Genomic DNA, 24,835 nt, shown 5'->3' with positions numbered 1-24,835 from the left:
GAAGGTCTAACCTTCTGGTTCAAGTTGTTGTAGAAGGATCACAGCTTGAGTCCTGTTTTGGACTCCTAGCTTACGGAATATGGCGGTCATATGCGCTTTTATGGTGGCTTCAGAGACATTTAACTCATACGCAATTTGCTTATTGAGCAGCCCGTCGGACAACATGCCAAGCACACGATATTGCTGCGGTGTTAACGAGGCAATTTTTTCAGATAAGTCAGTATTAACATGGCTGTTTTTTAGCAGCTCTTCAGGGAAGAAGGGGTCACCATTTAGCACTTGGTTCAACGCGCTAACTAATGCTCGCATGTCACTGGATTTGGGAATAAAACCGAAAGCACCGTGAAGTTTTACCTGTGCAACAACACTGGGTTCTTCATTGGCGGAAATCACCACAATCGGTAGGTCTGGGTATTCTGCGCGGAGTTGAATTAAACCTGACATGCCGTTGGCTCCGGGCATTTTTAAATCAAGCAGTAATAGATCGGGTTCCGCTTCTTTATTGAGTAGTTGTAGTAGGGCATCAAGAGAATCCGCTTCCAATAGATTTGCGCCACTTATCGCCATATGAACTGACTGAAATAGCGCGTTGCGGAATAATGGATGATCATCAGCGATGATAATTGTGTAGGTCGAATCCATGACGTTATACACTCTTTATTATTTAGTAAATATTCAGTTAACAAAGCAAGTATTGTACGCTTTGGTATTTTGGACAATAACTCTAGCTTAAATTTCTGAACAGTATCGACTTTTATCTGATTTTAGTTGCGTATTGAAGCGTCATTTGCAAATAAACAAGGCTAGGGTATAGAAATTCCCTAGCATCATTTAATTTTGTTTATTTAGGTGCTCTATAAATGGTTCCGCTTCCATAAAACCAGTCAATCGAGATCGAGACTGATAATTACCATCAGCGTCCCAAAAATCGATGGTTGGTAGCCCCATCACTTTTAAACGTTTAAACAGTGCAATGTCTGCCGGACTGTTTTTGGTGACATCTGCTTGCAGCAAGATATAGCCTTTTAGCTTCTCTTCAACTTCGGGCGTGTGAAAGGTGTATTTTTCAAACTCTTTACATGCCACACACCAATCGGCATAAAAGTCGAGCATCACAGGTTTGTTGGCTTTGTTGGCCAGAACAAGTTGCTGTTCCAGCTCTTCTACCGATGCGATTCGAGTAAAGCTAATGGTAGGTTGATAGGCATCAGATGAGTGGTTGCCACTCCATTGATTATAAACGGGGAGTGCAGAGGCTAAAATGCCTAACATAGCGACAATACCTAATAAACTCTGTTTCCAGCCAGCAAACTCTAGGCTGTTTTTTAAATGGTATAGCCAACCAAAGGCAAAAATACCTAGTAGCCCCCATAGTGTGACAGCCCACTGTGCTGGAATAATACGTTCTAGTAAGTAAATAGGGGCGGCGAGCAATATAAAGCCAAATAGGATTTTTACCCTGTCCATCCATGCCCCCGCTTTAGGTAGCAATTTATTACCGAATACGGCAACGGTGATCAGTGGAATACCCATACCTAGGCCTAGTGCATAAAGAGCGACTCCTCCCGTTAGTAGGTCGCCACTTTGTGCGACATAAAGCAAGGCGCCAGAAAGTGGTGCAGTAGTGCAAGGTGAACAGACTAAGCCTGAGATGGCGCCCATTAAGAACACCCCGCCAATATTGCCACCTTGCTGTTTGTTACTTTGATTGTTTAACCAGGTTTGAATGGCGGAGGGCAGTTGCAAGGTATACGCACCAAACATAGAAAGTGCCAATAGTATAAACATGATACTTAGGCCAATGAGCACGTAAGGGTGCTGCAACGCCGCCTGAAATTGTAATCCGGCAGAGGCAACAACTAAACCAAGTAAGGTATAGGTTAAAGCCATCCCCTGTACATAAACAAAGGATAAGCTTAACGCTCTAGATTGCGATAATTTGCCATTACCAAGAACGATACCAGTCAATATTGGATACATAGGGAACACGCAAGGTGTAAACGCCAGTCCAATACCCAGAGCAAGAAAAAGTAATGGTGTCCACCAGTTGTCCGCTAGCTGTCCGGCAAGTAACGAATCTTGATTGTCAGATAAGGTGTTTTGCTGAACGGTGTTGTTACTCGCTGCGCTAGTTTGCTCCGCTGATGAAGCCACGGAGGCGTCGCTTGCGGAGAGAGGATTTACCTCTATTAAACGCGTTTCTGGGGGATAGCAGAACCCTGCTTTTGCACAGCCTTGGTACTTAACTATAAGTCGCGCTTTATCATTAATACTGGTAACCGGTACTTGTATGGTGAGCGGCTCGGTGTAAATTTGAACCGAGCCAAAAAATTGATCTTTATACGGCTTTCCTTGTGGCTGAACAAGAGATCCAATCGTGCCGTTTTCGATGCTAACGGAGAATTGATGCTGATACAGATAATACTCTGGTTTTACATCCCAATTTAAGTAAACGGTACTATTTACCTGATTGGAGGAGAAAGGGAATGCCTCATTAACAGTAACAAAACGACTGTTGCCATTATCAAATGAAGAAACTGCGCTCTGTTGATCGTTTTTGCCAAATAAGGCAAAAGAGGAGAAAGAGATCGAAAGCAGGCTAATAAATACAATGGATAAAAATGCGCGCATAAAATGTAGTAAACCCAATTATTACTTATGAAACATCAGACCGATGATCCAAACAATTAGTTTCATCTTATCGTTATTTAATCAAATTTTATACCCAATATATGGCGAGTTATTGGTGCAGCTTAATCGACTATGAGTTAAGTGCAGCGTTTTGCTACGGTGAGAAATAAAAAAGGAGGCAGAGCCTCCTTATATGAATACCTTAAAGTGACTTAACTATTACAGAATAAGACCACCGAAAGCAAAACCAAGCGCAACAGATGTTGCGATAGTAACCACACCCGGAATGAAGAATGGGTGGTTAAATACGTATTTACCAATACGCGTAGAGCCCGTGTCATCCATCTCAACAGCTGCAAGCAGTGTAGGGTATGTTGGTAGTACAAACAGTGCACTTACCGCAGCAAAAGAAGCAACCGCAGTCAGTGGTGCAACACCAATAGCAAGTGCCGCTGGCATTAGCGCTGTAGTTGTTGCGCCTTGAGAATAAAGCAGCATAGATGCAAAGAATAGAGTAATCGCAAGCATCCAAGGATACTGTTCTAGAAGGTTTGCAGAGAACTCTTTGATTTCAGCAATGTGGCTGGAAACAAAGGTATCACCTAACCATGCAACACCAAGAACACACACACAAGCACTCATACCAGACTTAAATGTCGCAGCATTAGCGATTTGAGATGCGTCAATCTTTGTGATCATAACAATGGCGGTCGCCGCTGTTAACATAAGCGCCATAATGGCATGGTTACGGCCAATAGTAGGTTCTTCGATTAATCCTACTGTGCCACTAATCATTGTCGCGTAGGTGACTACCGCAACGATTGCCGCTAAGAAGATGTAAACGGATGTTTTAGCTGAAGGCAAAATGTCACGCTTTGTTGCGCCTTTCATTTTAATTAGCCCTTTTGCTAAACGCTCTTGATAAACATCGTCATCTTTGAGTTCTTTACCCATTAGGTTGGCCACAAAAGCACCGACCATACAGGCAATGAATGTTGTTGGAATACATACCGCAAGTAGTGTTAGGTAATCAACACCTAGCGGCTCAAGAATCCCAGAGAAGAAAACAACCGCGGCTGAAATTGGTGATGCTGTAATCGCGATTTGTGAGGCAACAACGGCAATAGATAGAGGTCGTGATGGACGAACTCCTTGCTCTTTTGCTACTTCGGCGATAACCGGCAAGGTAGAGAATGCCGTATGACCTGTACCCGCAAGCAGTGTCATTACGTAAGTAACGATTGGTGCGTAAAAGGTAATGTGTTTTGGATTTTTACGTAGAAATTGCTCAGCAAGATCAACCAGCCAATCCATACCACCAGCAACTTGCATAGCCGCGATTGCAGTGATAACTGACATGATAATTAGAATAACGTCAACTGGTATGCTACCAGCGTCTAGTCCAAGTAGCATGGTAAGTGCGATCACACCTGCACCACCAGCAAAGCCGATACCAATACCACCGATTCTTGCCCCCAAGAATATGAATAGTAGAACGACCAATAATTGAATCATAACCATAGGTTGTACCTCAAAGTTTTATTAAAATGTGTAGTAAAAGAATAAAAACTGGATTTAAAAAAGGGCTTAAAGTGTAAGCCCTTGTTAAATTTGAGGAATCCTTTCCGTTGCTTATCCCTGCTAATCGTAGCGTTTCGCTTTATATTGCGGCTTCATTAGATTGCCGACAGAGAAAATGTCGTTAAGCTCATCTTCTGTCAGTAGTCCTCGTTCAAGTACTACTTCGCGAACACTCTTGCCGGTATCTGCGCAGATTTTGCCGACGATATCGCCTTCGTGATGGCCAATATATGGATTCAGGTAGGTCACAATACCAATAGAGTTGAACACAAACGCTTCACATACTTCTTTGTTTACTGTGATGCCATCTACACACTTGTCACGTAGGTTAATACAAGCATTTTTAAGAAGGTCGAGTGATTCGAACATGCTTTGTGCAATAACTGGTTCCATTACGTTAAGTTGTAATTGACCACCTTCAGCGGCAAAAGAGATGGTGGTATCGTTACCCATCACTTTAAAGCAGACTTGGTTAACGACTTCTGGAACCACAGGGTTAACTTTTGCAGGCATAATAGAAGATCCTGCCTGTAGCTCTGGTAAATTGAGTTCGTTAAAACCAGCTCTTGGTCCTGATGAAAGTAAACGAAGGTCATTACAGATCTTGGATAATTTTACGGCTAAGCGTTTTAGTGAGCCATGAACCATTACGTAAGCGCCACAATCTGAAGTTGCTTCTATCAGGTTCTCCGCTGGAACGCATTTTAAACCTGATACATCAGCAAGGTGCTTAACGGCAAGAACTTGGTAACCATCAGCCGCATTTAGACCAGTACCAATAGCGGTTGCACCTAAATTCACTTCTAGCAATAGTTTGGATGTGTATCTTAAGTTACGAATATCTTCGTCTATGGTGACGGCCCACGCTTTAAACTCTTGTCCTACAGTCATAGGAACAGCGTCTTGAAGCTGAGTTCTGCCCATTTTCAGAACTTTATCGAACTCTTGGCTTTTTAGTTCAAATGCCCCTTTAAGGTATTCAACGGCGTCAATAAGCTTTTGTATACTGTTGTATACAGCGACGCGGAATCCTGTCGGGTAAGCACAGTTGGTCGACTGGCTTTTGTTTACATGGTCATTTGGGTTAATAAACTCGTATTGACCTTTTTCTTTTCCCATTAACTCTAACGCAACGTTGGCAATTACTTCATTAGTGTTCATGTTGACTGATGTACCTGCGCCACCTTGGAATACATCCGAAGGGAACTGATCCATGCATTTACCACTTTCAAGAATAACGTCACACGCTTGAATGATGTAATTTGCTACTTGGCTAGGAATAACGCTCAGCTCTTTGTTTGCTAATGTGGCAGCTTTTTTGGTCATTACCATGCCGCGAACAAATTCTGGTACGTCAGAAATGGTGTTGTTGGAAATATTGAAGTTTTCGATAGCTCGAAGAGTGTGAATACCGTAGTAAGCATCGTTAGGAACATGACGTTCGCCGAGTAGATCGTGCTCAATACGTGTTGCTGGTTTTGCTTTTGGATTCTTAATTTTAGTCATAATTTTAGCCTTTGGATAATTATGCTGACATTGTTTTAGTTTCTGGCCATTTCTGTGTCAAAGAATCCATTCGACAGATTTTTTGGCTCCTAATCCTTCCGGGCTTCAGGCGCATAATACTTCTTTATAGTTAGAAAAGTAGTAGATGGATCACCTTTATTGTCAATAATATGTCATTTTTTTTTCTATATGTACGTGATATCACATATTTCTATATAAGCGATTTTTTGTAGGATATTTTAGTGTGCTCCTGTAAGGCTAGATTATTTATTCGTCGCTTGATAGGGTATGCTGTAAGCTAACAAAACCTCATAGCATGAGGTGAATAATATTCTACTGGAGTGCCTGTGTTTCCTATCTTACTGTTGCTGTTTATTTGTGTTCCTGTCATTGAAATTGGCCTATTTATTCAAGTCGGTGGATTTCTGGGGTTATGGCCAACAATGGCATTGGTGTTGGTGACGGCTTTTGTGGGAGCATCGTTGGTACGAAGTCAGGGGCTTCAGACGCTAATGTCAGTACAAGGTCGCCTTCAACAAGGTGAAATACCGGCTCAGCAGATACTTGAAGGGGTAATGTTGGCGGTTGCCGGCGTGTTGTTATTGACTCCCGGTTTTATGACAGACGCATTCGGTATGTTGGTATTGCTTCCTGCGCCTAGAGCTAAAATTGCCAAAGAGTTAATGAAGCGAGTGAAAGTGAATTCTATCTCTTCGGGCGGCTTTCATGCTCAGAGCGGTTTTGGTCAATCTCCATTTGGACAAGATCCATTCAACTCCACTCAAAATGATAACAATACCTTCGAGGGAGAATATGAGCGTAAAGAGGATGAGGCTGATACAAAGCCAAACAACAATGACGGTAATAACCGCTTAAATTAATTTGGCTCTAATAAACTCTAGATTATATTGCACCTTCAAAACCTTGCTGACGCCATGCTTCAAACGCAATAATGGCTACGGCGTTAGAGAGGTTTAGGCTACGGCTATCAGGCATCATAGGAATTCGAATTCTCTGTTCCATCGGTAAACTTTCAATAAGCTCCGCAGGCAGTCCTCGCGTCTCGGGGCCAAAAAGTAGAACATCGCCATCCTGATAACTCGCATCAATATGGTGGCCAGTGGTTTTTGTTGTGCAGGCAATTAAACGAAAATCACCTTCTCGCTGATCGGTTAAATACTCTATAAATGCCGCTAAATCTTTATGCCTTTTCACTCTAGCAAGGTCACGATAATCTAGCCCCGCTCTGCGAACTTTCTTCTCTTCTAAGTCAAATCCTAGTGGCTCGATTAGGTGAAGATTAGCGCCACAGTTAGCACATAGGCGAATAATATTACCGGTATTCGGCGCAATTTCAGGTTCATATAAAGCGATGTCTAACATGTATCTGTGGTCACTCTGTTGGCAGTATGGATGTACTGATGATGCGAATTGGTTAATGAGGCGAAAGTATAACGAATGCTGCGGTACAAACCAGTACCGCAGTGAAGTTTTTTAACGACAGGATACTTACAGCTGGACGGGAAGTGTAATCGTGACCTTTAAGCCGCCCAAAGTGCTTTTTTCTGCTTTAATTGAGCCATTATGCTGGCGTACAGCGCTTTCCGTTATCGCTAACCCTAATCCTGCCCCACCGGAGTGTCTATCTCTAGCGGTTGACACTCGATAGAATGGCCTAAATATATCGCTTAATTCAGATTCAGGTACCCCATCACCATCATCGCAAACACAAATGCTAAGAGTTTGCTGTTGTAAAGTGAACTGAACATCGATTTTGCCATGAGAATAGTGAATGGCATTGCGCACAATGTTCTCTACGGCACTCATTAATAAGCTTGGATTTCCCGTGATATTGCATTGCGGAATGTCACTATAGACCAGCGCTTTGTTTACTTGCTCTGCTTCAAATTGAGCATCAGCAATCAGTTCCGCCCATAGTGTTGAAGCGCTGTGTTCTTCGCGCTGTTGATGGCTGTTCATTTGCATTCTCGACAGCTCTAACAGCTCACCAATCATTTTCTCTAAGCGTTCTGCTTCGGTATCAATTCGAGTGAGTTCGTCACTGTCCCCTTGTTTTCTTTTTGCTAGTGCGTTTGCCATACGTAAGCGTGTCAATGGGGAGCGAAGCTCATGAGAAATATCAGAAAGTAACCGCTGATGACCTGACATCATTTGGTTAATTGCCAGTACCATCTGGTTAAATGCGGCTCCAGCTTCTCTAAATTCTGAGCTGCCTTTCTCCAATTTAGGATCAACCACAAACTCTCCGTTGGCGACTCGTAAGGCTGCTTGTTGTAAACGTCTCGCGGGTTTACTTAATGCGTAAGCAAGCCACATAAGTAGCGGTGTACTAATGAACATCACCACAAGGAGCAGCTGAAAAGGTTTATCAAATAACTGCAATAAAAACGGCGGCGTTCTGTTGTCCCATTTCTCGCTAAGGTAGAGAAACATGGTTGTACCAGCGATAACTACAGGTTCTGGCCCCACAATTAATAGGCGACCATAGAGACGTTGCTGAGGATGATCAAAGCTGTCCAAACCGGTGATGAAGTTTTGTATGGCCTTACTTTGCATTCGGCTATGTTTCGTAATTAGTGCGCCATTGGTATCCGTTAAGTAGTAGTTTTTCTTATCGTCCCCTCTCTCTTTGCGTGAAAAACGATCTAACTCCATCAGAGAAGCCGTTAGAGAATAACGATCTCCGTACTCTTCCGTAATGTAACCGGCAATTCGCTCTAACTTGTTTATATTCCGTTGTGGTGCGGAATGGATCTGTCTTGGGTCAAACTGCTGTGCGATCAGAACGCCAATGAGAACCAAAAACATGGTAAACCAGAAAATAGCAAATATTCGGCCGTATAGGTTAGAGATTTTAGGAATGCGCATTAATCCTCCTCAACCAACAGATATCCTCTTCCTCTGAGGGTTTTTATTCGAGGCTTTTTATTGGCACGCTCGGGAAGTTTTTTTCGCAGGTTGGATACATGCATATCAATCGCTCGGTCAAAAGGAGCGAGTCTTTTGCCTAATACCTCCATGCTTAATGACTCTTTGGTGACACTTTCTCCGGGGTGTTGCACAAAATAAGCTAAAAGCGCAAATTCTGTTGTGGTGAGATCCAGTGGCGCATCAGCGCAGAATGCTTCCTGCTTTCCTGGATAAACCTTAATGTCTTGGTATTGGATATAGTCGCTGGTTTTATTGGACTTTAATGGCTGAGTTCGACGTAATATGGCTTTAATTCTGGCAAGAAGCTCACGGTCACTAAAGGGTTTTGGCAGGTAATCATCGGCACCGAGCTCTAAACCGATCACTCTGTCGATCTCTTCTCCTTTTGCCGTCAGCATAAGTACAGGGATCTGCCAGTTCTCTCGAAGCTTTTTAAGCATGTCCATGCCGTTCATTTTTGGCATCATGACATCCAATAGAATAAGGTCGATACTCTCATGCACTGATGCAAGTCCTGCTTCGCCGTCATTGGCTTCGGTAACATTAAACCCTTCAAAGGTGAGTACCTCTTTTAGTAATGATGTTAATTCAGTGTCATCATCAACCAATAAAATGTTTGTTGCACTCATAACCAAGCCACCTTTTGTATTCGCTAATTGCTGTTTACTATTGTTGATCTTACAAAGAAAAAACGCTACTGCTTGTCTATTTACGATTCTTTACGTTGTCTATACGTTGCTTTACCTTGCAGATCCTATTCTATACTCAACCGCTGTGAAGACAGCACCGAATAATAAGTTGAGTAAGGAATTAATTATGAACAAGACTAAAAAAATCGTTATCGCTGCTGCTGTTCTTCCAATGATGTTTGCAACGGCTAGTGCTTATGCTTTTGGTGGTAAAGATGGCGGCCGAGGTATGGACCGAGATGGTTTTGGTGGTAAATGTGGTGGCATGGATAGAGGTATGCTTCGCGATTTAGACCTAACCGATGAGCAGAAAGATCAGTTCCAAGATCTTCGTCAGGCAAAACGTGATGAGATGCGTGGAAAATTTTCTGAGAATCAAGCCGAATTTCAGGCCGAAATGAAAGCGTATCAAGCAGAAGTACAAGACTTGGTATTAGCCGCTGATTTTGACCAACAAAAAGCTCAGGAACTTGCGGCAACTATGGTAGAGAAACAGACTGAACGCCGTGTTGCAATGCTGCAAGCTCGCCATGAAATGATGAACATTTTAACGGATGAGCAAAAAGCGAAAGTGAAAGAACTTCAGCAAGAGAGAATGGAACAATGCTCAGAAAGAATGGAGCGCAAAATGAGTAAGATGAAGAGTGCTCAATCAAATTAGGATTGCAGACTTTTCGTTAACAACATCAATGAGGCAGCCACAGGGCTGCCTCTTTTCTATTTTATTTCATGATAAATCCATACCCAAGTCACATAATGACCGCTATAATCAGCTTGAAATACACTCATTTTAGCTGAATATGAAAAAGGAATACCGTCGACTAGTTACTCTTGCCGCATGGACGGCAACTGGCGTAGCGACCTTATTACTGATTGTTAAAATTGCTATTTGGTGGATAACGGGCTCAGTAAGCTTGTTGGCCTCACTGATCGATTCTGTATTGGATATTGCAGCATCGGGGGTTAACCTCGTTGTTATTCGGTATGCCTTACAGCCCGCAGATAAAGAACATACATTTGGTCATGGTAAAGCCGAATCGCTAGCGGCATTGGCACAGGCGATGTTCATCTCCGGTTCCGCTTGTTTTCTCATTTTAAATGGTATTGACCGCTTCTTCCGTCCTCAACCGCTTAACTCTCCTGAACTTGGTGTCTACGTTAGTATTTTTGCCTTTGTTATCACGCTTGGTCTGGTGATTTTTCAAAAATACGTGGTTAGAAAAACCGGTAGCCAAGCTATCGCTGCCGATTCTTTGCATTATCAAACTGACCTCTATATGAACTTAGCAATTGCAGTCGCACTAGGGTTAAGTTATTTCGGCGTAACCAAAGCCGATGCGGTGTTTGCCATTGTAATTGGTATTTTTATTTTAATCAGCGCGTACAAAATGGTGAGCGAAGCGATTCAATCATTACTTGATCGCCAACTTCCTGAAGAAGAGCTAGAGAAAATTCGTCAAGTTGCCGTTCAAGTGGATGGCGTTCTCGGGGTGCACCAAGTGAGAACTCGAATGTCTGGCCCCGTTCGTTTTATACAACTCCATCTAGAACTGAGTGATGAAATCGCTCTGATTGAAGCGCATAAGATTTCGGATCAGGTTGAAAGCAACATTGAACAGATTTTTCCCGGTTCGGATATTATTATTCATCAAGACCCATATTCTGTTGTTTATAGCAGTGAAAAAGAGCAATTAGAACAAGGGTGGTAAAGATATTTTATTACAGAAATAGGGCATTTTAGCCATTGTTTGACTATATTTTGTGCAAAAGAGTGAAAGTAAGTTCGATTCTGATATGAATCAACTAAGTTTTTCAGCAAAATTGTAATACTCTTTCATAAGTAAAAAAGTTTCAGTGTTGTACTATAAAAGAAATAGCTGAAAAACAATGAACAAGTACAACGCATTTTATATTTTCGCCATTTATGGCATTTAAAGTTTTATATTTGATTTGATATCGAGGGTGAGCATGATTAAAAAAATCGGTGTTTTGACGAGTGGGGGTGATGCACCCGGAATGAATGCTGCGGTTCGCGGTGTTGTTCGTACCGCTTTGTCAGCAGGTGTTGAGGTGTACGGCATTTATGATGGCTATCTTGGCCTTTATGAAGGTCGCATTGAAAAGCTTGACCGTTCTAGTGTTTCTGATGTGATTAACCGTGGTGGTACTTTCTTAGGTTCTGCCCGTTTTCCTGAGTTCAAAGAGGTTTCTATTCGTGAAAAAGCGATAGAAAACCTTAATAAACATGGTATTGAAGCTCTGGTTGTTATTGGTGGTGATGGTTCTTATATGGGAGCTAAGAAGCTAACTGAGATGGGCTATCCATGTATTGGTCTTCCGGGTACTATCGATAATGATATTGCTGGAACCGACTATACTATCGGTTATTTAACCGCATTGAACACTGTTATAGATGCGATTGACCGTTTACGTGATACGTCATCTTCTCACCAACGTATTTCTATTGTTGAGATCATGGGACGTCACTGTGGTGATCTTACTCTAATGTCTTCTATTGCTGGTGGTTGTGAGTACATCATTACGCCAGAGCAGCCATGGAGCAAGGAAGAGCTAATAGAAAGCTTACAAAATGGCATCGCCAAAGGTAAGAAGCACGCTATTATTACCTTAACCGAGTTGATGATGGATGCGAACGATCTAGCCAAAGATATTGAGCAGGCAACGGGTCGAGAAACAAGAGCGACAGTTCTTGGTCATATTCAACGTGGTGGTCGTCCTACAGCGTTTGACCGTGTCTTAGCGTCTCGTATGGGTAACTATGCTGTGCACCTATTAATGGAAGGTCATGGTGGACGTTGTGTTGGTATCCAAAAAGAAGAGCTAGTACATCACGACATTATTGATGCGATTGAAAATATGAAGCGTCCTGTTCGTACCGATCTGTATCAAGTGGCTGACGAGTTGTTCTAACGCAATCTACTATGGAAAAAGATTCAAAAACGGCAATCTGATGATTGCCGTTTTTTTATGTCTACTTTTTCAAGTTTCACTCTACAGAGCGAGAAGTTGAGTAGAGTGACTATGAATGAGCCATAAAAAAAGTCAGCAAATGCTGACTTTTTCGTTCAATGCTATAAACAGAGTTTATTAAGCTTTTGCTTCAGCTGCTGCTTTAGCAATAGCGGCAAAACCTTGTGCATCAAGAGCTGCACCACCAACTAGCGCGCCATCGATATCAGGCATTGAGAATAGTTCTGCTGCATTTTCAGCTTTAACAGAACCGCCGTATTGGATAACAAGATTCTTCGCTACTTCTTCACTTGATTCAGCAATGTGTGCACGAATAGCTGCATGGATGTTTTGTGCTTGTTCAGCTGTTGCTGCTTTACCAGTACCGATAGCCCAGATTGGCTCATACGCTACGATAGCACCGTTTAATGCTTCAACACCTTGTGTTTTAATTACAGCATCAAGTTGACGAGCACATACTGCTACCGTTTCGCCAGCTTCGTTTTGTGCTTCTGACTCACCAATACAAAGTACTGGTGTTAGGCCGTTTTCTTTTAGAAATGCAAATTTCTTAGCTACGAACTCATCGGATTCTTCATGGTACTCACGACGCTCAGAGTGACCAATAATGATGTGTGATGCAGAGAAATCTTTAAGCATTTCAGGAGACATATCACCAGTGTAAGCACCGCTGTTGTTTACGTCACTGTTTTGAGCACCAAGAATAATTTTGTTGCCGCCTTCTTTGATTAGACGCTCAGCAAGATCGATATAAAGTGCAGGTGGAGCTACTGCTACGTCAACTCCAGTTACGCCTTCAAGTGCAGCGTTAAGTCCATTTAGCAGCTCAGTGACCATTGTTTTGCTGCCGTTTAGTTTCCAGTTACCCATAACTACAGGATGACGCATAAGGATATCTCCAAAATAATTAATGTAAAAATAAAACAAGATTACGAAAGAATATAACAGATAACGGTTGCTAGATCATGACTCTAATCATGTCTTTTGCGGATCTTTCCGACAACAGAATGGAGTAAAAATGGTTGAGAGTGATCTAGCAAACAAAATGATAGCTAATTTTACAGAGGATGCGATGTTTAATGTATCTTAAATGTTAATTAATTTTAAAATCCTAGTTTCAATAGAGAGACAAAAGGTGAAAGGACGACTTAATGCCAAACTTAGTATTAGAGTACACCAATTCTGTAGATGAACGAGTGAATATTCAGGGACTGTTAGAAGACTTACATCAGGTTGCTATTGATAGTGATCTGTTTCAAGCCATTGACGTTAAATCTCGTGCTCTCCGTTGTCATCATTGGTTGATAGGTGAGCTAAGCGATAGTGAAGATTTTATCCATATTACGTTTGAGCTGCTAGATGGTCGAACGCAAGAGCAAAAGCAGCAACTGTCAGCAAACTTAATGGCCGTACTTACTGAACAGGCTAGCGGTGTAAAAAGTTTATCGGTAAATATACGAGATATGGATAGAAGCACCTTCCAAAAAGTCGTTTTATAACTTGATGATCATTGTGTTTGTCGTGGAGAAAAAGGAATGATCTCTGCGCTCTGTACACTATCAAGATCCCCTTCTAAAGCGACTTTAAATTTTCCCATTTGAGCGCTGAGCTCTTGCGCTAATACCATGTTGGTTTGATAGGGGTTTTTACAGCGTTTAATGACACGATCTATATGGCTTTGTTGGGCTCGTAACCTTGGTTGCATCTCTACCGATGCGATAGTAATCACTTGCTCACACAGCTCCAACTTGAATCTGTCGAACTCTTGCGGATCATTCTCTGCTAGGTCAACCAACTCGTCAAATGATGGTAACTCTGGGTCATAAACAGCACTATTCTCCATAAAGCTCTCCTTACATACAAGCTGGCCGTTAACTACAGTTTAGTCAATAAAGGCCAATAAGGTGAAATTTTGATTGGTCAGGCTGTTTATCAGATTTGGATGAATAACAAGAGATAGGAAAGAAAAATATCAGTTTTGGGTGATTAGATAGACGCAGCGGCGCTCATCATTAATGATGTGTTCGGTTCGTTCTATATGAACGTCGTCGCCAAAAAGTGATTGAAAAACATTGAGTTCGGATTGACATAATGTTGGGCAAGACGTAGCTGCTTTGCATATTGGGCAGTGATTTTCGATCAGCAATGTCCCTTCAGCGGTGATTTGCATTTCTGCCATGTAGCCGTCAGATTCTCTAAGCGAAACAAGTTTACTGATTTTATCGGTTAGATTATCAATAGATTCTAATTCGTTTTGATAACGGGATAGCATCTGTTTTTCACGCTCTAAGGCAACCTGATTAATGCCTTCCTGACCAAATAGTGTGCCCACCGCTTCAATCACCTGAATAGAGAGTTCGTTATGTCGATCCGAGAATTGGTTGTGTGCTTTATTGGTTAACTTCCAGTTTCGTGTGGGTCGTCCTACTTTCACTTTAACATCGTAAAACTCCACCAAACCTGCATCATTTAGAGCTTGTAGGTGTTGTCTTGCACCCATGCTGGTCATGTTAAGATCTTCAGCGAGCTGTTTTGCTGTAACTGAACCGTCTCTTTTCAGTTTTTCTAGAATTACATCTGCGGTTTTCATTTTTACCCTAATCAACAATAAGACAAGTTAGCAAGCATATACTCAAGTGACCTCAAGATGCAGGATTCAGAACGGCATCAACAGGTTCAGTTCAAGAAAGATAATCGAAGAAATGGATTCCCTTTCAAGGTTAATACATATTATGAAGAAAGTAATTTATAAAGCAAATGCTTGATTAATCGAAATGAAAAAGCACGACATAGGCGTGCTTTTTTCGGTTATTCAATGTAGTTGATTGAGAGTAAAGGCGATCTAAAGAATAAACGCTCTCTCTTCTTGGTCTTTTCGCTCAAGGTAGTGGATAGACTTAATACGGCGAATCGTTCGGCAGCGGCCGCGAATAAGCAGTGTCTCGGTTGTGGCAATGTTACCGTTACGAGTAATACCTTCTAGCAGATCCCCTTTGGTAATGCCTGTGGCAGAGAAGACAACATTATCACTACGTGCCATATCATTCATGGTTAATACAATACCAGCCGTCACGCCCATCTCTTTGCAGCGAGTGAGTTCTAGCTCGCCATGGCGACGATTCTCTTCAGTGTCACCTTTTACCTCATGACGAGGTAGAAGTCTTCCGTGCATGTCACCATCAAGCGCACGAATTACAGCAGCGGAGACAACGCCTTCTGGTGCGCCACCAATACAATACATCACGTCGACTTCGCTATCTGGCATACAGGTAAGAATAGACGCTGCAACATCGCCATCTGGAACAGCAAAAACACGTACCCCCATTTTTTGCATTTCAATAATAGTTTGGTCATGTCTAGGCTTTGCTAAAGTAATAACAACAAGTGTATCCAGCGTTTTATTTAACGCTTTGGCGATGTTTTCTAAATTCTCAGCCAACGGCTTGTTTAAGTCGATACATCCTTTTGCCTGAGGACCGACAACAAGCTTTTCCATATACATGTCAGGCGCTTTTAGAAAACTCCCTTTTTCTCCAGCAGCAAGAACAGCCAGTGCGTTGGCTTGTCCCATTGCTGTCATACGGGTCCCTTCAATAGGATCTACTGCAATATCAACGCTGTCGCCACCGACGCCAACTTGCTCGCCAATATATAGCATTGGGGCATCATCAATTTCGCCTTCACCAATGACGATCTCGCCATCGATTTCGGTTTTATTTAGCAAGCTACGCATTACTTCAACGGCAGCACCATCCGCCGCGTTTTTGTCTCCTCGTCCCAGCCACTTATAGCCAGCAAGTGCAGCACCCTCAGTTACTCGAGAAAATGCCATTGCTAAATCGCGTTTCATATTCGCTCCAATTAAATTGTATAGGAAAATTTTGGCGGGATTTTATCACACAAATTAGTAAACGTTTGCTTTTGTTTGATGTGCAAAATGGCTTAGTACAAGCTGTTCTAGTTAGACATTATTTGATTAACTTGTGTGTTTACAACAAAGCCAATAGTTACCCTTGTGGAGCTTGTTAACGGTATGCTGATCAGTTGTTTCATCATGGAATTGTAAATAATCGAGTTAAATTTGAGCATCTGACACATTTTTTATCAGATAGTATATGCCTATTGAGCGAGGTCTGAGTAGAATAAGCGATACAGAATTATTTAAGGTAAGCGAAAATGTCTTTAGATGTATTGGAACAACTTGAAGCGAAAATTCAAACTGCGGTAGATACTATTACCTTGCTTCAAATGGAAGTTGAAGAGTTAAAACAAACCAACCAACAAATTGGTGAAGAAGTGGATTCGGTGAAAGCTGAAAAAGCAGAATTAGAGCAACAAAACCAGCAGATGCAAGTAGAGCATGACGCGTGGCAAGAGCGGATAAGAACGCTGCTTGGTAAAATGGAAGATGTGGAGTAATTTCTAGTTCATTTTAAGGTTACTTGACTCAGTCTAAATACAAAAAAGCCATTGAATTCGATCAGCGACTCAATGGCTTTTTTTCGTTGTAAATAAGAGATAACTTACTGGTCGTCATCCATTATCGTATCAAAATCGTCCTCATCATCTTCGTCTTCATCAGTGCTATCCAACTGAGTTTCAAGAGGCTCTTGTGACAAGATAATGCCGGTGTTATCTGCATAAACGTAATCTTCAGGTAAGAATGTGACGCCGCCAAAATTGACTGGCACATCAATGTCACCAATATCATTTTTACTCGCGCCAACAGGAATAGAGGCTAATGCCTGAATACCGATACTCATGTCTTCAAGTTCGTCGACTTCGCGGATACAACCATAAATGACCATACCTTCCCACTCATTCTCTTCAGCAAGCGCAGCTAATTCAGCATCAATGAGCGCTTTGCGGAGTGAGCCACCACCGTCTACAAGTAAGATTCGCCCATTACCGTCTTCTTCAAGTACTGTACGAATAAGGCCATTATCTTCAAAACACTTAACTGTGGTGATTTGACCTGCGAATGAAGCGCACCCACCAAAGTTACTGAACATTGGTTCCACAACGTCAACCTGATCTAGGTAAATATCGCACAGGGCAGAAGTATTATATTCCATACGCATCATCTTCATTTATTTAGTTAATATCTTTAGAAGTATATCTGTTGATAATGTCTTTGCAATGACGAGGCTCAATTATCTCGTAAGAGTTTGTGCCACAACTATCAGAGAAAACAGAATGTTAGTAATCGAGGCGCATTTAACTATTGTCGGCATCATTGGGGCGATCAGTAGTGGTGAGCTTGACTCAAGTACTTCTCGGCCATGTTTAAACAGCGTTATTGCGGATAAAAAGAAAGGAACGATGATCCAGATGGTGGTGCTGTGCGTGTAAAGGTAATAGACAAAAGAGCAAAAAGCGACACCAATTAATACGATGTGATAATACTTAGCGGACTGCTGACCGAGTCGAACGGCCACGGTTCTTTTTCCACAAGCCTCATCATTTTCAATGTCACGCATGTTATTGATATTTAATACTGCAACCGCCAGTAACCCACAGCCAATCGCAGGAATTAATATGTCTAAGTTTACCGCACCAGTATGCAAGAAGAATGTGCCACCGACACCTAATAAACCAAAGAAGATAAATACTGATAGATCACCTAATCCGACATAACCATACGGTTTGCTGCCCATGGTATAAGCAATCGAGCTTAAAATCGCGAGTAAGCCTAAACCGATAAAGGTGAGAATGTTAGAGAAACTGTCTAAAGAGTAGAGAACAAGTGCTAAGCCAGAAATTATGGTCAAAACGATATTGATTATAATGGCTTTTTTCATCTCTTGCGTGGATACTGCACCAGATTGCATTGCTCGGGTAGGGCCTAAGCGTTGTTCGTTATCTGTGCCTTTGAGCGTGTCGCCAAAATCGTTGGCGAGATTGGACAGTATTTGTAAAAAAATGGCGGTTAGTAATGCAAGTGCAGTGATAGCAAAGGAAAAATGACCATTGGCGTAGGCTAAACTGCTACCAGTGGTTATTGAGACGAGTGCTAGGGGCAAAGTTTTTGGCCTAGCGGCATCAAGCCATATTGCTATTGACTGCTTCATTTACATTGTTACCTCAAATTAATGTTCGAAGTATATCAATTGTACAGATAATAAAAAGCCCACCTGAATCGCTCAGGTGGACTTTCTCTTGCAATGCTATAAAAAATACCAGTTTTTAAAGCAGCTAAAGTAATTTATCTGACAAATTACAGGATAAAGCGGCTTAGATCTTCGTCTTCGATGAACTCACCAAGACGACTGTCGACATATTCTTTATCGATAACTAACTGCTTACCTGGGTTGTCAGTAGCATCAAAGGATATTTCATCCATTAATCGCTCCATTACAGTATGTAAACGACGAGCACCGATGTTTTCGGTCGTTTCATTGACTTGCCATGCGGCTTCTGCAATTTGGGTTATGCCATCTTCAGAGAAAGAAATATCGACCTCTTCGGTTTTCATTAGGGCGATATACTGTTCCGTCAATGACGCTCTAGGTTCAGTTAGTATGCGTTTAAAGTCGTGACTAGTTAATGCTTCAAGCTCGACACGAATGGGTAGACGACCTTGTAATTCAGGGATCAGGTCTGACGGTTTGGCTACCTGAAATGCACCAGAGGTGATAAATAGGATGTGATCCGTTTTTACCATGCCGTGTTTAGTGGAGACGGTACTGCCTTCAATTAACGGCAATAGATCACGTTGAACACCTTCGCGTGAAACATCTGGGCCAGAGCTTTCGCCACGTTTACAGATTTTATCTATTTCATCGACAAAAACGATGCCGTTATTCTCAACATTATAGATAGCTTGCTCTTTAAGCTCTTCTTGATTGACAAGTTTTGCGGCTTCTTCTTCTGTTAACGCTTTAAAGGCATCCTTGATCTTCATCTTGCGGTTTTTCTTTGTATCTCCCGCAAGGTTTTGGAACATGCCTTGAAGTTGGTTGGTCATCTCTTCCATGCCAGGAGGAGCCATGATTTCGACACCCATTTGCGGGGCTGCAACGTCAATCTCGATCTCTTTGTCGTCGAGTTTTCCTTCTCGCAGTTTTTTACGGAAAATTTGACGAGTATTGGAGTTGTCTTCCGCGGGTTGCTCGTTTTGTCCCCATGCGTCACGAGGTGGTGGCAATAAAGCATCAAGTACTCGTTCTTCAGCTTGTTCTTGTGCGCGAAATTGCACTTTTTGAACCGCTTGCTGGTGAGTCATCTTAGCGGCAACGTCTGTTAAGTCGCGAATGATGGTTTCAACTTCTTTGCCAACATAACCAACTTCAGTAAATTTAGTCGCTTCTACTTTAATAAATGGCGCATTAGCGAGCTTTGCAAGTCGGCGAGCAATTTCTGTTTTACCGACGCCTGTTGGACCTATCATTAAAATATTTTTAGGGGTTACTTCAGCACGCAGATCTTCGTCAAGCTGCATACGGCGCCAGCGGTTTCTTAGCGCAATGGCAACAGAACGTTTGGCTTTATCTTGGCCAATAATATGGCGATTTAATTCGTGAACTATTTCACGAGGAGTCATTTCAGACATGCTATTTCCTCAATTCTTATTCGGCCGTGACTTCTAGCTCTTCAATCGTATGGTGATGATTAGTGAACACGCAAATATCACCCGCAATTTTGAGTGACTTTTCTGCTATTTCACGAGCGTCTAATTCGGTGTTTTCTAGCAGAGCTGTTGCGGCTGCTTGAGCAAAATTGCCACCAGAACCTATGGCGATTAAATCGTTTTCTGGTTGGACCACGTCACCGTTACCCGTGATTATCAAAGAGGCCGTTTCATCGGCTACGGCTAAAATGGCTTCTAGTTTTCGAAGTGCTCTATCACTACGCCAATCTTTTGCCAGTTCAACGGCAGCTTTGGTCAAGTGGCCTTGATGCATTTGAAGTTTGCTCTCAAAGCGCTCAAAAAGAGTAAATGCGTCTGCTGTTCCGCCAGCAAACCCTGCTAGTACTTTGTTGTTATATAAGCGACGTACTTTTTTGGCGTTCCCTTTCATTACTGTGTTGCCAAGAGATACTTGCCCATCACCGGCAATAACAACTTTATTATTGCGGCGTACTGATACGATAGTAGTCACGAGATTAGCCTCTTCATATTTAACTAGTGAGTTGAAGAATATATGAGGATAGTTGGGGGAGTTTTCAAGGTAAAGATGAGATCTTTAGCGGATCTCATCTCTACTTAAATAGGAGAAAATTACTGGGACTCTTTCCAAATCGCGCAAGGCTCTATTTTGGCCTTCTGCAGTTTATGACGATCTTTTTCTGCTTCGCGCTTTAGCGTATATGGACCTAATACTACTCGGTACCAGCTACTGCCCTCTTTTTTACGGATTTTGCTGGTTATGCCCTGAAAAGCAATATTGACCTTTCGTTCTTCCGCTTGCTGCAGAGTTTTAAAGGCGCCGCACTGCATTATATAAGGAATTTCAGAGATAACTTGTTCTTTAGCTTCAACCTTTACTTCTTTATTGGGTAAAGACTTCACATATTCCCATTTCTCTTCTGGAAGAGGAGGTAGCGCTTTTTTCTTAACAGGTTTGCTGGCCTTTTTCACACTTGGAGCGGGTGTTGGTGGTTCGGGATCATTATTCAATAAATAGAGTCCGTAGCCAAACCCTCCCGCAAGAACCAATGCGAGAATACCGGCTTTCCAAGGAGTGCCGGAGGTTTTTTTTCGGGCCGGTTTTTTCTTTTGTCCCTGCCCACGTCTTACATAATCTCTATTCGCCACGTTTCTACTTCATTGGGGTGTGATAACAAATGGTATGGTAATCCAGAATGCACTGAGAACACAATTAATCTACTTAAATGCATTACTGGGTATCTACCGTTAGATGCGAGGTGGCGCTGCGCTATTACGAATAATTAACTGTGTCTCTAATAAACGAGAGCCCGCTCTGACATCTCTCCCTTTAAGCAGTTCTAGCATCATTAACATTGCTTGACGGCCAATTTCGTATCTAGGTTGTGAGATGGTGGTTAAAGGAGGATCGCAGTATTGAGAAAACTCAATATCATCAAAACCGACGATGGAGATGTCTTGTGGAACGCGTAAGCCTAATTTCTTCGCTTCTTGAATCGATCCGATAGCCATCATGTCGTTATGACAGAAAATGGCTGTTGGCGGTTCACGTAAGGCGAGCAATTGTCTCAGTGCTTTGGCTCCACCTTGGAAGGTAAAGTCGCTGGCAATGGAGTACGAGGCATTCATAGTGATGCCTGCACGACGAAGTGCCTGCTGGTAACCTTGATGTCGAAACTCACACAGCGCTGCTTTTTCTGGGCCGGAGATTTGAGCAATCCGTTTATGACCCATTTGAGTCAAATAGTTAACGGCTTCGAATGCCGACGTTAGGTTATCAATATGAACGGTTGGTAGTTCAAGCTCTGGAGCATATTCACACGCCATTACCAGAGGAGGAAGGTTTTTCTGCTCTGGTTTACTGACATCAAACGGTAAGTCAGCCCCCAGTAGCAGCATGCCGTCTGCTTGCTTAGTAAATACTAAGTTGATAAACGAACTTTCTCGCTTGCGTTGTTGGCCGCTATCCCCTAATAAAATTAGGTAACCATTCTCCATTGCTGCATCTTCAATGCCGCGAATAATCTCAGCAAAATAAGGATCGCAGATATCAGGAACAATGGTAACAATTGTTTTTGATTCGTTTCTTCTCAGGTTTCGTGCCAGAGAATTTGGGGAATAGCCAGCTTCCAAAACAGCGTCTTCCACCCGTTTACGAGTAGAAGATGAAACTTTCTCAGGGTTCATTAGTGCTCTAGATACAGTGGCGGTCGAGACCCCTGCTAGCTGGGCAACATCCTTCATTGTCGCCATAAAAAGTAACCTCTTGTAAAAAAGTGGATCTATTATTCACTCTTATCGATCCGGTTTATTGAACTAGTTTATTGATTTAACTAGATTCGAATTACGGGTAATGTAACAAAATTTGCATTGGATGTGTGATGGCTGTCTCGTAAATGCATTTAATAATTGGAGAGATGCTATTTTGCTTCAGATTAGCTTAAATCTTGAGGCTCAATATCTAACGACCAGCGCACTTTTTTCGACAAAGGCAGCAGTTGAATCGCACTCTTGGCACTAAACAGCAGTTTCTGCATGGTCTTTCTATCGCTGGCTTGCAAAAGTAGCTGCCAACGTGATTTTCCTGCTCTTTTTGCCATTGGCGCAGGCGTTGGCCCAAGCACCATTACCTGTTGAGAGAATAGCGGATTGACTTCAAGTGTGTGGCGTACTTGCCGAAGAAACTCTTCAACTTTTTCTGCTTGGCTTGCCTCTGCTCTAAACAGAGTGAGGTAAGTAAAAGGGGGCAGATGTGCTTGTTGTCGCTCTGCTAATGCTGAATGCGCAAAATGGCTATAATCTTTGTGCAGTAAAGCTTGCAGCAACGGATGCTCTGGGTGATGGGTTTGTAAAACCACTTCGCCAGGTTTACTGGCCCTTCCTGCTCGTCCTGAAACCTGAACAAACAGCTGGGCTAATCGCTCAGAGGCTCTAAAGTCACTGCTGTAGAGAGAACCATCTACGTCCAATAAGCCAACTAAAGTCACATCAGGGAAGTGGTGTCCTTTGGCGAGCATTTGCGTCCCAATCAGTATCTGAAACTCTTTGTCTTTTATCGATTGCAGCGCTTGTTCTAGGCTACCTTTTCTTCGGGTGCTGTCTCTATCAATGCGAATGGTTTTGTATTCCGGAAACAGAGATGTGAGCTGAGTTTCCAGCTGTTCGGTACCTACACCCATGGTAACTAAATGGTTAGAGTGACACTGCTGACATTGATAGATCACTGGACGTTGTGAACCACAATGATGACAACGTATCTCCTGACTATTGTGGTGATAGGTATAGTAAGCATCACATCGCTGGCAGTCGGCTATCCAACCGCAGTCATGGCACATCAACGCCGGAGAGAAGCCTCGTCGGTTAAGAAACAGCATGACTTGATTGCCCGCATCAAGGTGTTTGCGCATTTCCGCGATTAAAGGAGCAGATAAACCACTTTCTAAAAACAGTCCTTTTACGTCGAGTATTTTATGCGTCGCGGGGACGGCACTGCCGGCTCTTTTTGTTAACGTTAAGTGGCTGTATTTTCCTGTCAATGCATTGTGTAAAGACTCTAGGGCCGGAGTTGCAGAGCCAAGAACAATAGGAATATTCTCTTTATGCGCCCTCATAATGGCGACATCACGAGCATGGTATCGAAGAGAATCTTGTTGCTTGTACGAGGTATCATGCTCTTCATCAACAATAATAATGCCGAGTGAAGAGAAGGGGGTAAATAACGCCGAGCGAGTACCGATAACAATGCCTGCTTGATTCTCTTTAGCTGACAGCCAAGCGTTAAGTCGTTCGGTATCATTTAAGCCAGAATGGACAACTTCTACAGGAACATTAAACCGCTTCTTGAAGCGACTAATGGTTTGAGGCGTTAAGCCTATCTCAGGCACGAGAACAAGCGCTTGTTTGCCATTCTCTAGTGCAGACTTAATGAGATTTAAATAGACTTCGGTTTTTCCAGAACCGGTGACCCCATCTAACAAATAACAGCCAAAGTTTCTATTGCTGTTCACCGTCGCTATGGCAATGGCTTGTTCTTCATTCAGCTTTAATGGTGACTCTGGCAGGGCAAGAGTTTGTGACCAGTTATTCTTTGCCGCTTGCTTTTCATACGACTGAATCCAGCCTTTCTCTTCGAGCTTTTTAAGTACACTACTGGGAATCTCTTGGTCCAACATTTGTTGGTGAGACACCGCTTCATGTTCTAGCAAATGCATCACTTTGGCTTGTTTTACTGCTCGTCCAAAGCCTGACATTAACTGATTTTTTCCTTGCTCTGTTATCTTCCAGTTGACGACATTAGCAAAGCTGGCCGGCTTTCCTTTTCGCAGTGCACTGGGTAGAGCATTTGCCAGTGACTCTCCAAGAGGGTACTGATAAAACTGGCTACACCAAATAAGCAGTTCATATAGTGAATTGGGCCACACAGGTTCTAAGTCCAATACCTGCTTAATGGATTTTAGCTGCTGATCTGAATATTCTGAATGATTAACCATGGCTGTCACAATGCCGACAAGGGTCTGCCTTCCGAAAGGAACAGAGACTCTTCCCCCAATAACAGGAAACTGGTCGGCTTGAATCTTGTAATCAAACTGTTTATCCAGCGGAACAGGCAGAGAGACTTGAGCGATAGTTGGACGCATAAACTTCAGTAAAATTAAGGCTAAAATTGGAGAGGACAGTGTAGTGGAAGCTGCGTTGAATTACGAGACGGAGTATAAATGATCGTGGTGGTGGCTCTGAACATGACTCACTTTATTGTTTAGAAGCGAAGTTATTTGATGAAAAAAAACTCAAATAGGTTGATCCGAACTAAGCTATTCATTAATATACTGCGCCTTAATGGTGTAGCATTGCTATGCTTTTTACTTTTGAACACACG

The 24,835-nt window shown here is 42.5% G+C and carries 24 protein-coding genes; 6 read left to right on the top strand and 18 right to left on the bottom strand.

The features are described 5' to 3' along the window. Positions 1–6: 6 nt before the first annotated feature. The 4 genes from F0227_RS08575 to aspA form a co-directional block, all read right to left on the bottom strand. Positions 7–642, bottom strand: coding sequence for a response regulator transcription factor (locus F0227_RS08575; RefSeq protein ID WP_171752779.1), 636 nt, complete (start codon positions 640–642; stop codon positions 7–9). Positions 643–831: 189 nt separating this feature from the next. Then, positions 832–2,631, bottom strand: a complete 1,800-nt coding sequence (locus tag F0227_RS08570; RefSeq protein ID WP_171752778.1) for a protein-disulfide reductase DsbD — start codon at positions 2,629–2,631, stop codon at positions 832–834. A 219-nt stretch (positions 2,632–2,850) separates the two neighbouring features. Next, positions 2,851–4,152 (bottom strand): anaerobic C4-dicarboxylate transporter, encoded by a 1,302-nt coding sequence (locus F0227_RS08565; RefSeq protein ID WP_171752777.1) that lies wholly within the window; start codon positions 4,150–4,152, stop codon positions 2,851–2,853. A gap of 120 nt (positions 4,153–4,272) precedes the next feature. Further along, positions 4,273–5,718 carry an aspartate ammonia-lyase gene (aspA, locus tag F0227_RS08560; protein WP_171752776.1) on the bottom strand — a complete coding sequence of 482 codons (1,446 nt, stop codon included), beginning with the start codon at positions 5,716–5,718 and terminating at the stop codon, positions 4,273–4,275. 347 nt (positions 5,719–6,065) lie between these two features. On the opposite strand from aspA, the gene F0227_RS08555 reads away from it, so the two are divergent. After that, the gene (locus F0227_RS08555; RefSeq protein ID WP_171752775.1) at positions 6,066–6,599 is read left to right on the top strand and encodes an FxsA family protein; all 534 of its coding nucleotides are present in this window, start codon (positions 6,066–6,068) and stop codon (positions 6,597–6,599) included. A 22-nt stretch (positions 6,600–6,621) separates the two neighbouring features. On the opposite strand, the gene trmL is transcribed toward F0227_RS08555, so the two are convergent. From trmL to F0227_RS08540, 3 genes are all read right to left on the bottom strand, one after another. Continuing rightward, positions 6,622–7,101 (bottom strand): tRNA (uridine(34)/cytosine(34)/5-carboxymethylaminomethyluridine(34)-2'-O)-methyltransferase TrmL, encoded by a 480-nt coding sequence (trmL, locus tag F0227_RS08550; RefSeq protein ID WP_171752774.1) that lies wholly within the window; start codon positions 7,099–7,101, stop codon positions 6,622–6,624. A gap of 126 nt (positions 7,102–7,227) precedes the next feature. After that, a complete protein-coding gene (gene cpxA, locus F0227_RS08545) occupies positions 7,228–8,607 on the bottom strand; it encodes an envelope stress sensor histidine kinase CpxA (protein ID WP_171752773.1) in 1,380 nt (459 codons plus the stop codon). Then, positions 8,607–9,299, bottom strand: coding sequence for a response regulator (locus F0227_RS08540; protein WP_171752772.1), 693 nt, complete (start codon positions 9,297–9,299; stop codon positions 8,607–8,609). The genes cpxA and F0227_RS08540 overlap by 1 nt, the downstream gene beginning before the upstream one ends. Positions 9,300–9,486: 187 nt before the next feature. Between F0227_RS08540 and F0227_RS08535 the strand changes: the two genes are divergently transcribed. The 3 genes from F0227_RS08535 (at position 9,487) to pfkA (ending at position 12,290) form a co-directional block, all read left to right on the top strand. Then, a complete protein-coding gene (locus tag F0227_RS08535) occupies positions 9,487–10,020 on the top strand; it encodes a CpxP family protein (protein ID WP_171752771.1) in 534 nt (177 codons plus the stop codon). A gap of 139 nt (positions 10,021–10,159) precedes the next feature. Continuing rightward, positions 10,160–11,068 carry a CDF family cation-efflux transporter FieF gene (gene fieF, locus F0227_RS08530; RefSeq protein WP_171752770.1) on the top strand — a complete coding sequence of 303 codons (909 nt, stop codon included), beginning with the start codon at positions 10,160–10,162 and terminating at the stop codon, positions 11,066–11,068. Positions 11,069–11,327: 259 nt separating this feature from the next. Next, positions 11,328–12,290, top strand: a complete 963-nt coding sequence (gene pfkA / locus F0227_RS08525; RefSeq protein ID WP_171752769.1) for a 6-phosphofructokinase — start codon at positions 11,328–11,330, stop codon at positions 12,288–12,290. A gap of 177 nt (positions 12,291–12,467) precedes the next feature. On the opposite strand, the gene tpiA is transcribed toward pfkA, so the two are convergent. Then, positions 12,468–13,238 carry a triose-phosphate isomerase gene (gene tpiA, locus F0227_RS08520; RefSeq protein WP_171752768.1) on the bottom strand — a complete coding sequence of 257 codons (771 nt, stop codon included), beginning with the start codon at positions 13,236–13,238 and terminating at the stop codon, positions 12,468–12,470. Between the two features lie 263 nt (positions 13,239–13,501). On the opposite strand from tpiA, the gene F0227_RS08515 reads away from it, so the two are divergent. Then, positions 13,502–13,849 (top strand): 5-carboxymethyl-2-hydroxymuconate Delta-isomerase, encoded by a 348-nt coding sequence (locus F0227_RS08515; protein ID WP_171752767.1) that lies wholly within the window; start codon positions 13,502–13,504, stop codon positions 13,847–13,849. A gap of 8 nt (positions 13,850–13,857) precedes the next feature. Here the strand turns inward: F0227_RS08515 and F0227_RS08510 are convergent, their stop codons facing one another. The 3 genes from F0227_RS08510 to glpX all read right to left on the bottom strand — a co-directional run bounded on the left by F0227_RS08510 (position 13,858) and on the right by glpX (position 16,200). Then, on the bottom strand, positions 13,858–14,193 hold the full coding sequence (locus tag F0227_RS08510; RefSeq protein ID WP_171752766.1) for a DUF3135 domain-containing protein: 336 nt from the start codon (positions 14,191–14,193) through the stop codon (positions 13,858–13,860). A gap of 129 nt (positions 14,194–14,322) precedes the next feature. Next, entirely contained in the window at positions 14,323–14,940 is a 618-nt protein-coding gene (locus tag F0227_RS08505; RefSeq protein WP_171752765.1) for a metalloregulator ArsR/SmtB family transcription factor, read from the bottom strand. Between the two features lie 252 nt (positions 14,941–15,192). Then, positions 15,193–16,200, bottom strand: a complete 1,008-nt coding sequence (gene glpX / locus F0227_RS08500) for a class II fructose-bisphosphatase (protein ID WP_171752764.1) — start codon at positions 16,198–16,200, stop codon at positions 15,193–15,195. Positions 16,201–16,526: 326 nt separating this feature from the next. Here glpX and zapB point away from each other — a divergent pair, with 326 nt between their 5' ends. Then, a complete protein-coding gene (gene zapB / locus F0227_RS08495; protein ID WP_171752763.1) occupies positions 16,527–16,769 on the top strand; it encodes a cell division protein ZapB in 243 nt (80 codons plus the stop codon). Between the two features lie 104 nt (positions 16,770–16,873). On the opposite strand, the gene rraA is transcribed toward zapB, so the two are convergent. The 7 genes from rraA to priA all read right to left on the bottom strand — a co-directional run bounded on the left by rraA (position 16,874) and on the right by priA (position 24,596). Then, positions 16,874–17,425 (bottom strand): ribonuclease E activity regulator RraA, encoded by a 552-nt coding sequence (gene rraA, locus F0227_RS08490; RefSeq protein WP_171752762.1) that lies wholly within the window; start codon positions 17,423–17,425, stop codon positions 16,874–16,876. A 78-nt stretch (positions 17,426–17,503) separates the two neighbouring features. Further along, a complete protein-coding gene (locus tag F0227_RS08485; RefSeq protein WP_171752761.1) occupies positions 17,504–18,421 on the bottom strand; it encodes a 1,4-dihydroxy-2-naphthoate polyprenyltransferase in 918 nt (305 codons plus the stop codon). A 146-nt stretch (positions 18,422–18,567) separates the two neighbouring features. Next, positions 18,568–19,902 (bottom strand): HslU--HslV peptidase ATPase subunit, encoded by a 1,335-nt coding sequence (hslU, locus tag F0227_RS08480; RefSeq protein WP_171752760.1) that lies wholly within the window; start codon positions 19,900–19,902, stop codon positions 18,568–18,570. Positions 19,903–19,918: 16 nt separating this feature from the next. Then, on the bottom strand, positions 19,919–20,452 hold the full coding sequence (gene hslV / locus F0227_RS08475) for an ATP-dependent protease subunit HslV (RefSeq protein ID WP_171752759.1): 534 nt from the start codon (positions 20,450–20,452) through the stop codon (positions 19,919–19,921). 119 nt (positions 20,453–20,571) lie between these two features. Further along, positions 20,572–21,108: an SPOR domain-containing protein gene (locus tag F0227_RS08470; RefSeq protein WP_171752758.1), complete on the bottom strand. Its 537-nt coding sequence runs from the start codon at positions 21,106–21,108 to the stop codon at positions 20,572–20,574. Positions 21,109–21,207: 99 nt separating this feature from the next. Next, positions 21,208–22,212, bottom strand: a complete 1,005-nt coding sequence (gene cytR / locus F0227_RS08465) for a DNA-binding transcriptional regulator CytR (protein ID WP_171752757.1) — start codon at positions 22,210–22,212, stop codon at positions 21,208–21,210. 182 nt (positions 22,213–22,394) lie between these two features. After that, positions 22,395–24,596: a primosomal protein N' gene (gene priA / locus F0227_RS08460; RefSeq protein WP_171752756.1), complete on the bottom strand. Its 2,202-nt coding sequence runs from the start codon at positions 24,594–24,596 to the stop codon at positions 22,395–22,397. Between the last annotated feature and the right edge of the window lie 239 nt (positions 24,597–24,835).

This window comes from Vibrio sp. 99-8-1 (genome assembly GCF_013114595.1).
Lineage (GTDB): Bacteria > Pseudomonadota > Gammaproteobacteria > Enterobacterales > Vibrionaceae > Vibrio.
The sequence above is the reverse complement of the archived record's forward strand: the minus strand, read 5'-3'. Positions and strand labels throughout refer to the sequence as shown.

Coding starts and splice junctions, on each gene's coding strand:
- F0227_RS08575 (WP_171752779.1), bottom strand. CDS start 642: ATGGATTCGACCTACACAATTATCATCGCTGATGATCATCCATTATTC.
- F0227_RS08570 (WP_171752778.1), bottom strand. CDS start 2,631: ATGCGCGCATTTTTATCCATTGTATTTATTAGCCTGCTTTCGATCTCT.
- F0227_RS08565 (WP_171752777.1), bottom strand. CDS start 4,152: ATGGTTATGATTCAATTATTGGTCGTTCTACTATTCATATTCTTGGGG.
- aspA (WP_171752776.1), bottom strand. CDS start 5,718: ATGACTAAAATTAAGAATCCAAAAGCAAAACCAGCAACACGTATTGAG.
- trmL (WP_171752774.1), bottom strand. CDS start 7,101: ATGTTAGACATCGCTTTATATGAACCTGAAATTGCGCCGAATACCGGT.
- cpxA (WP_171752773.1), bottom strand. CDS start 8,607: ATGCGCATTCCTAAAATCTCTAACCTATACGGCCGAATATTTGCTATT.
- F0227_RS08540 (WP_171752772.1), bottom strand. CDS start 9,299: ATGAGTGCAACAAACATTTTATTGGTTGATGATGACACTGAATTAACA.
- F0227_RS08535 (WP_171752771.1), top strand. CDS start 9,487: ATGAACAAGACTAAAAAAATCGTTATCGCTGCTGCTGTTCTTCCAATG.
- fieF (WP_171752770.1), top strand. CDS start 10,160: ATGAAAAAGGAATACCGTCGACTAGTTACTCTTGCCGCATGGACGGCA.
- pfkA (WP_171752769.1), top strand. CDS start 11,328: ATGATTAAAAAAATCGGTGTTTTGACGAGTGGGGGTGATGCACCCGGA.
- tpiA (WP_171752768.1), bottom strand. CDS start 13,238: ATGCGTCATCCTGTAGTTATGGGTAACTGGAAACTAAACGGCAGCAAA.
- F0227_RS08515 (WP_171752767.1), top strand. CDS start 13,502: ATGCCAAACTTAGTATTAGAGTACACCAATTCTGTAGATGAACGAGTG.
- F0227_RS08510 (WP_171752766.1), bottom strand. CDS start 14,193: ATGGAGAATAGTGCTGTTTATGACCCAGAGTTACCATCATTTGACGAG.
- F0227_RS08505 (WP_171752765.1), bottom strand. CDS start 14,940: ATGAAAACCGCAGATGTAATTCTAGAAAAACTGAAAAGAGACGGTTCA.
- glpX (WP_171752764.1), bottom strand. CDS start 16,200: ATGAAACGCGATTTAGCAATGGCATTTTCTCGAGTAACTGAGGGTGCT.
- zapB (WP_171752763.1), top strand. CDS start 16,527: ATGTCTTTAGATGTATTGGAACAACTTGAAGCGAAAATTCAAACTGCG.
- rraA (WP_171752762.1), bottom strand. CDS start 17,425: ATGGAATATAATACTTCTGCCCTGTGCGATATTTACCTAGATCAGGTT.
- F0227_RS08485 (WP_171752761.1), bottom strand. CDS start 18,421: ATGAAGCAGTCAATAGCAATATGGCTTGATGCCGCTAGGCCAAAAACT.
- hslU (WP_171752760.1), bottom strand. CDS start 19,902: ATGTCTGAAATGACTCCTCGTGAAATAGTTCACGAATTAAATCGCCAT.
- cytR (WP_171752757.1), bottom strand. CDS start 22,212: ATGGCGACAATGAAGGATGTTGCCCAGCTAGCAGGGGTCTCGACCGCC.
- priA (WP_171752756.1), bottom strand. CDS start 24,596: ATGCGTCCAACTATCGCTCAAGTCTCTCTGCCTGTTCCGCTGGATAAA.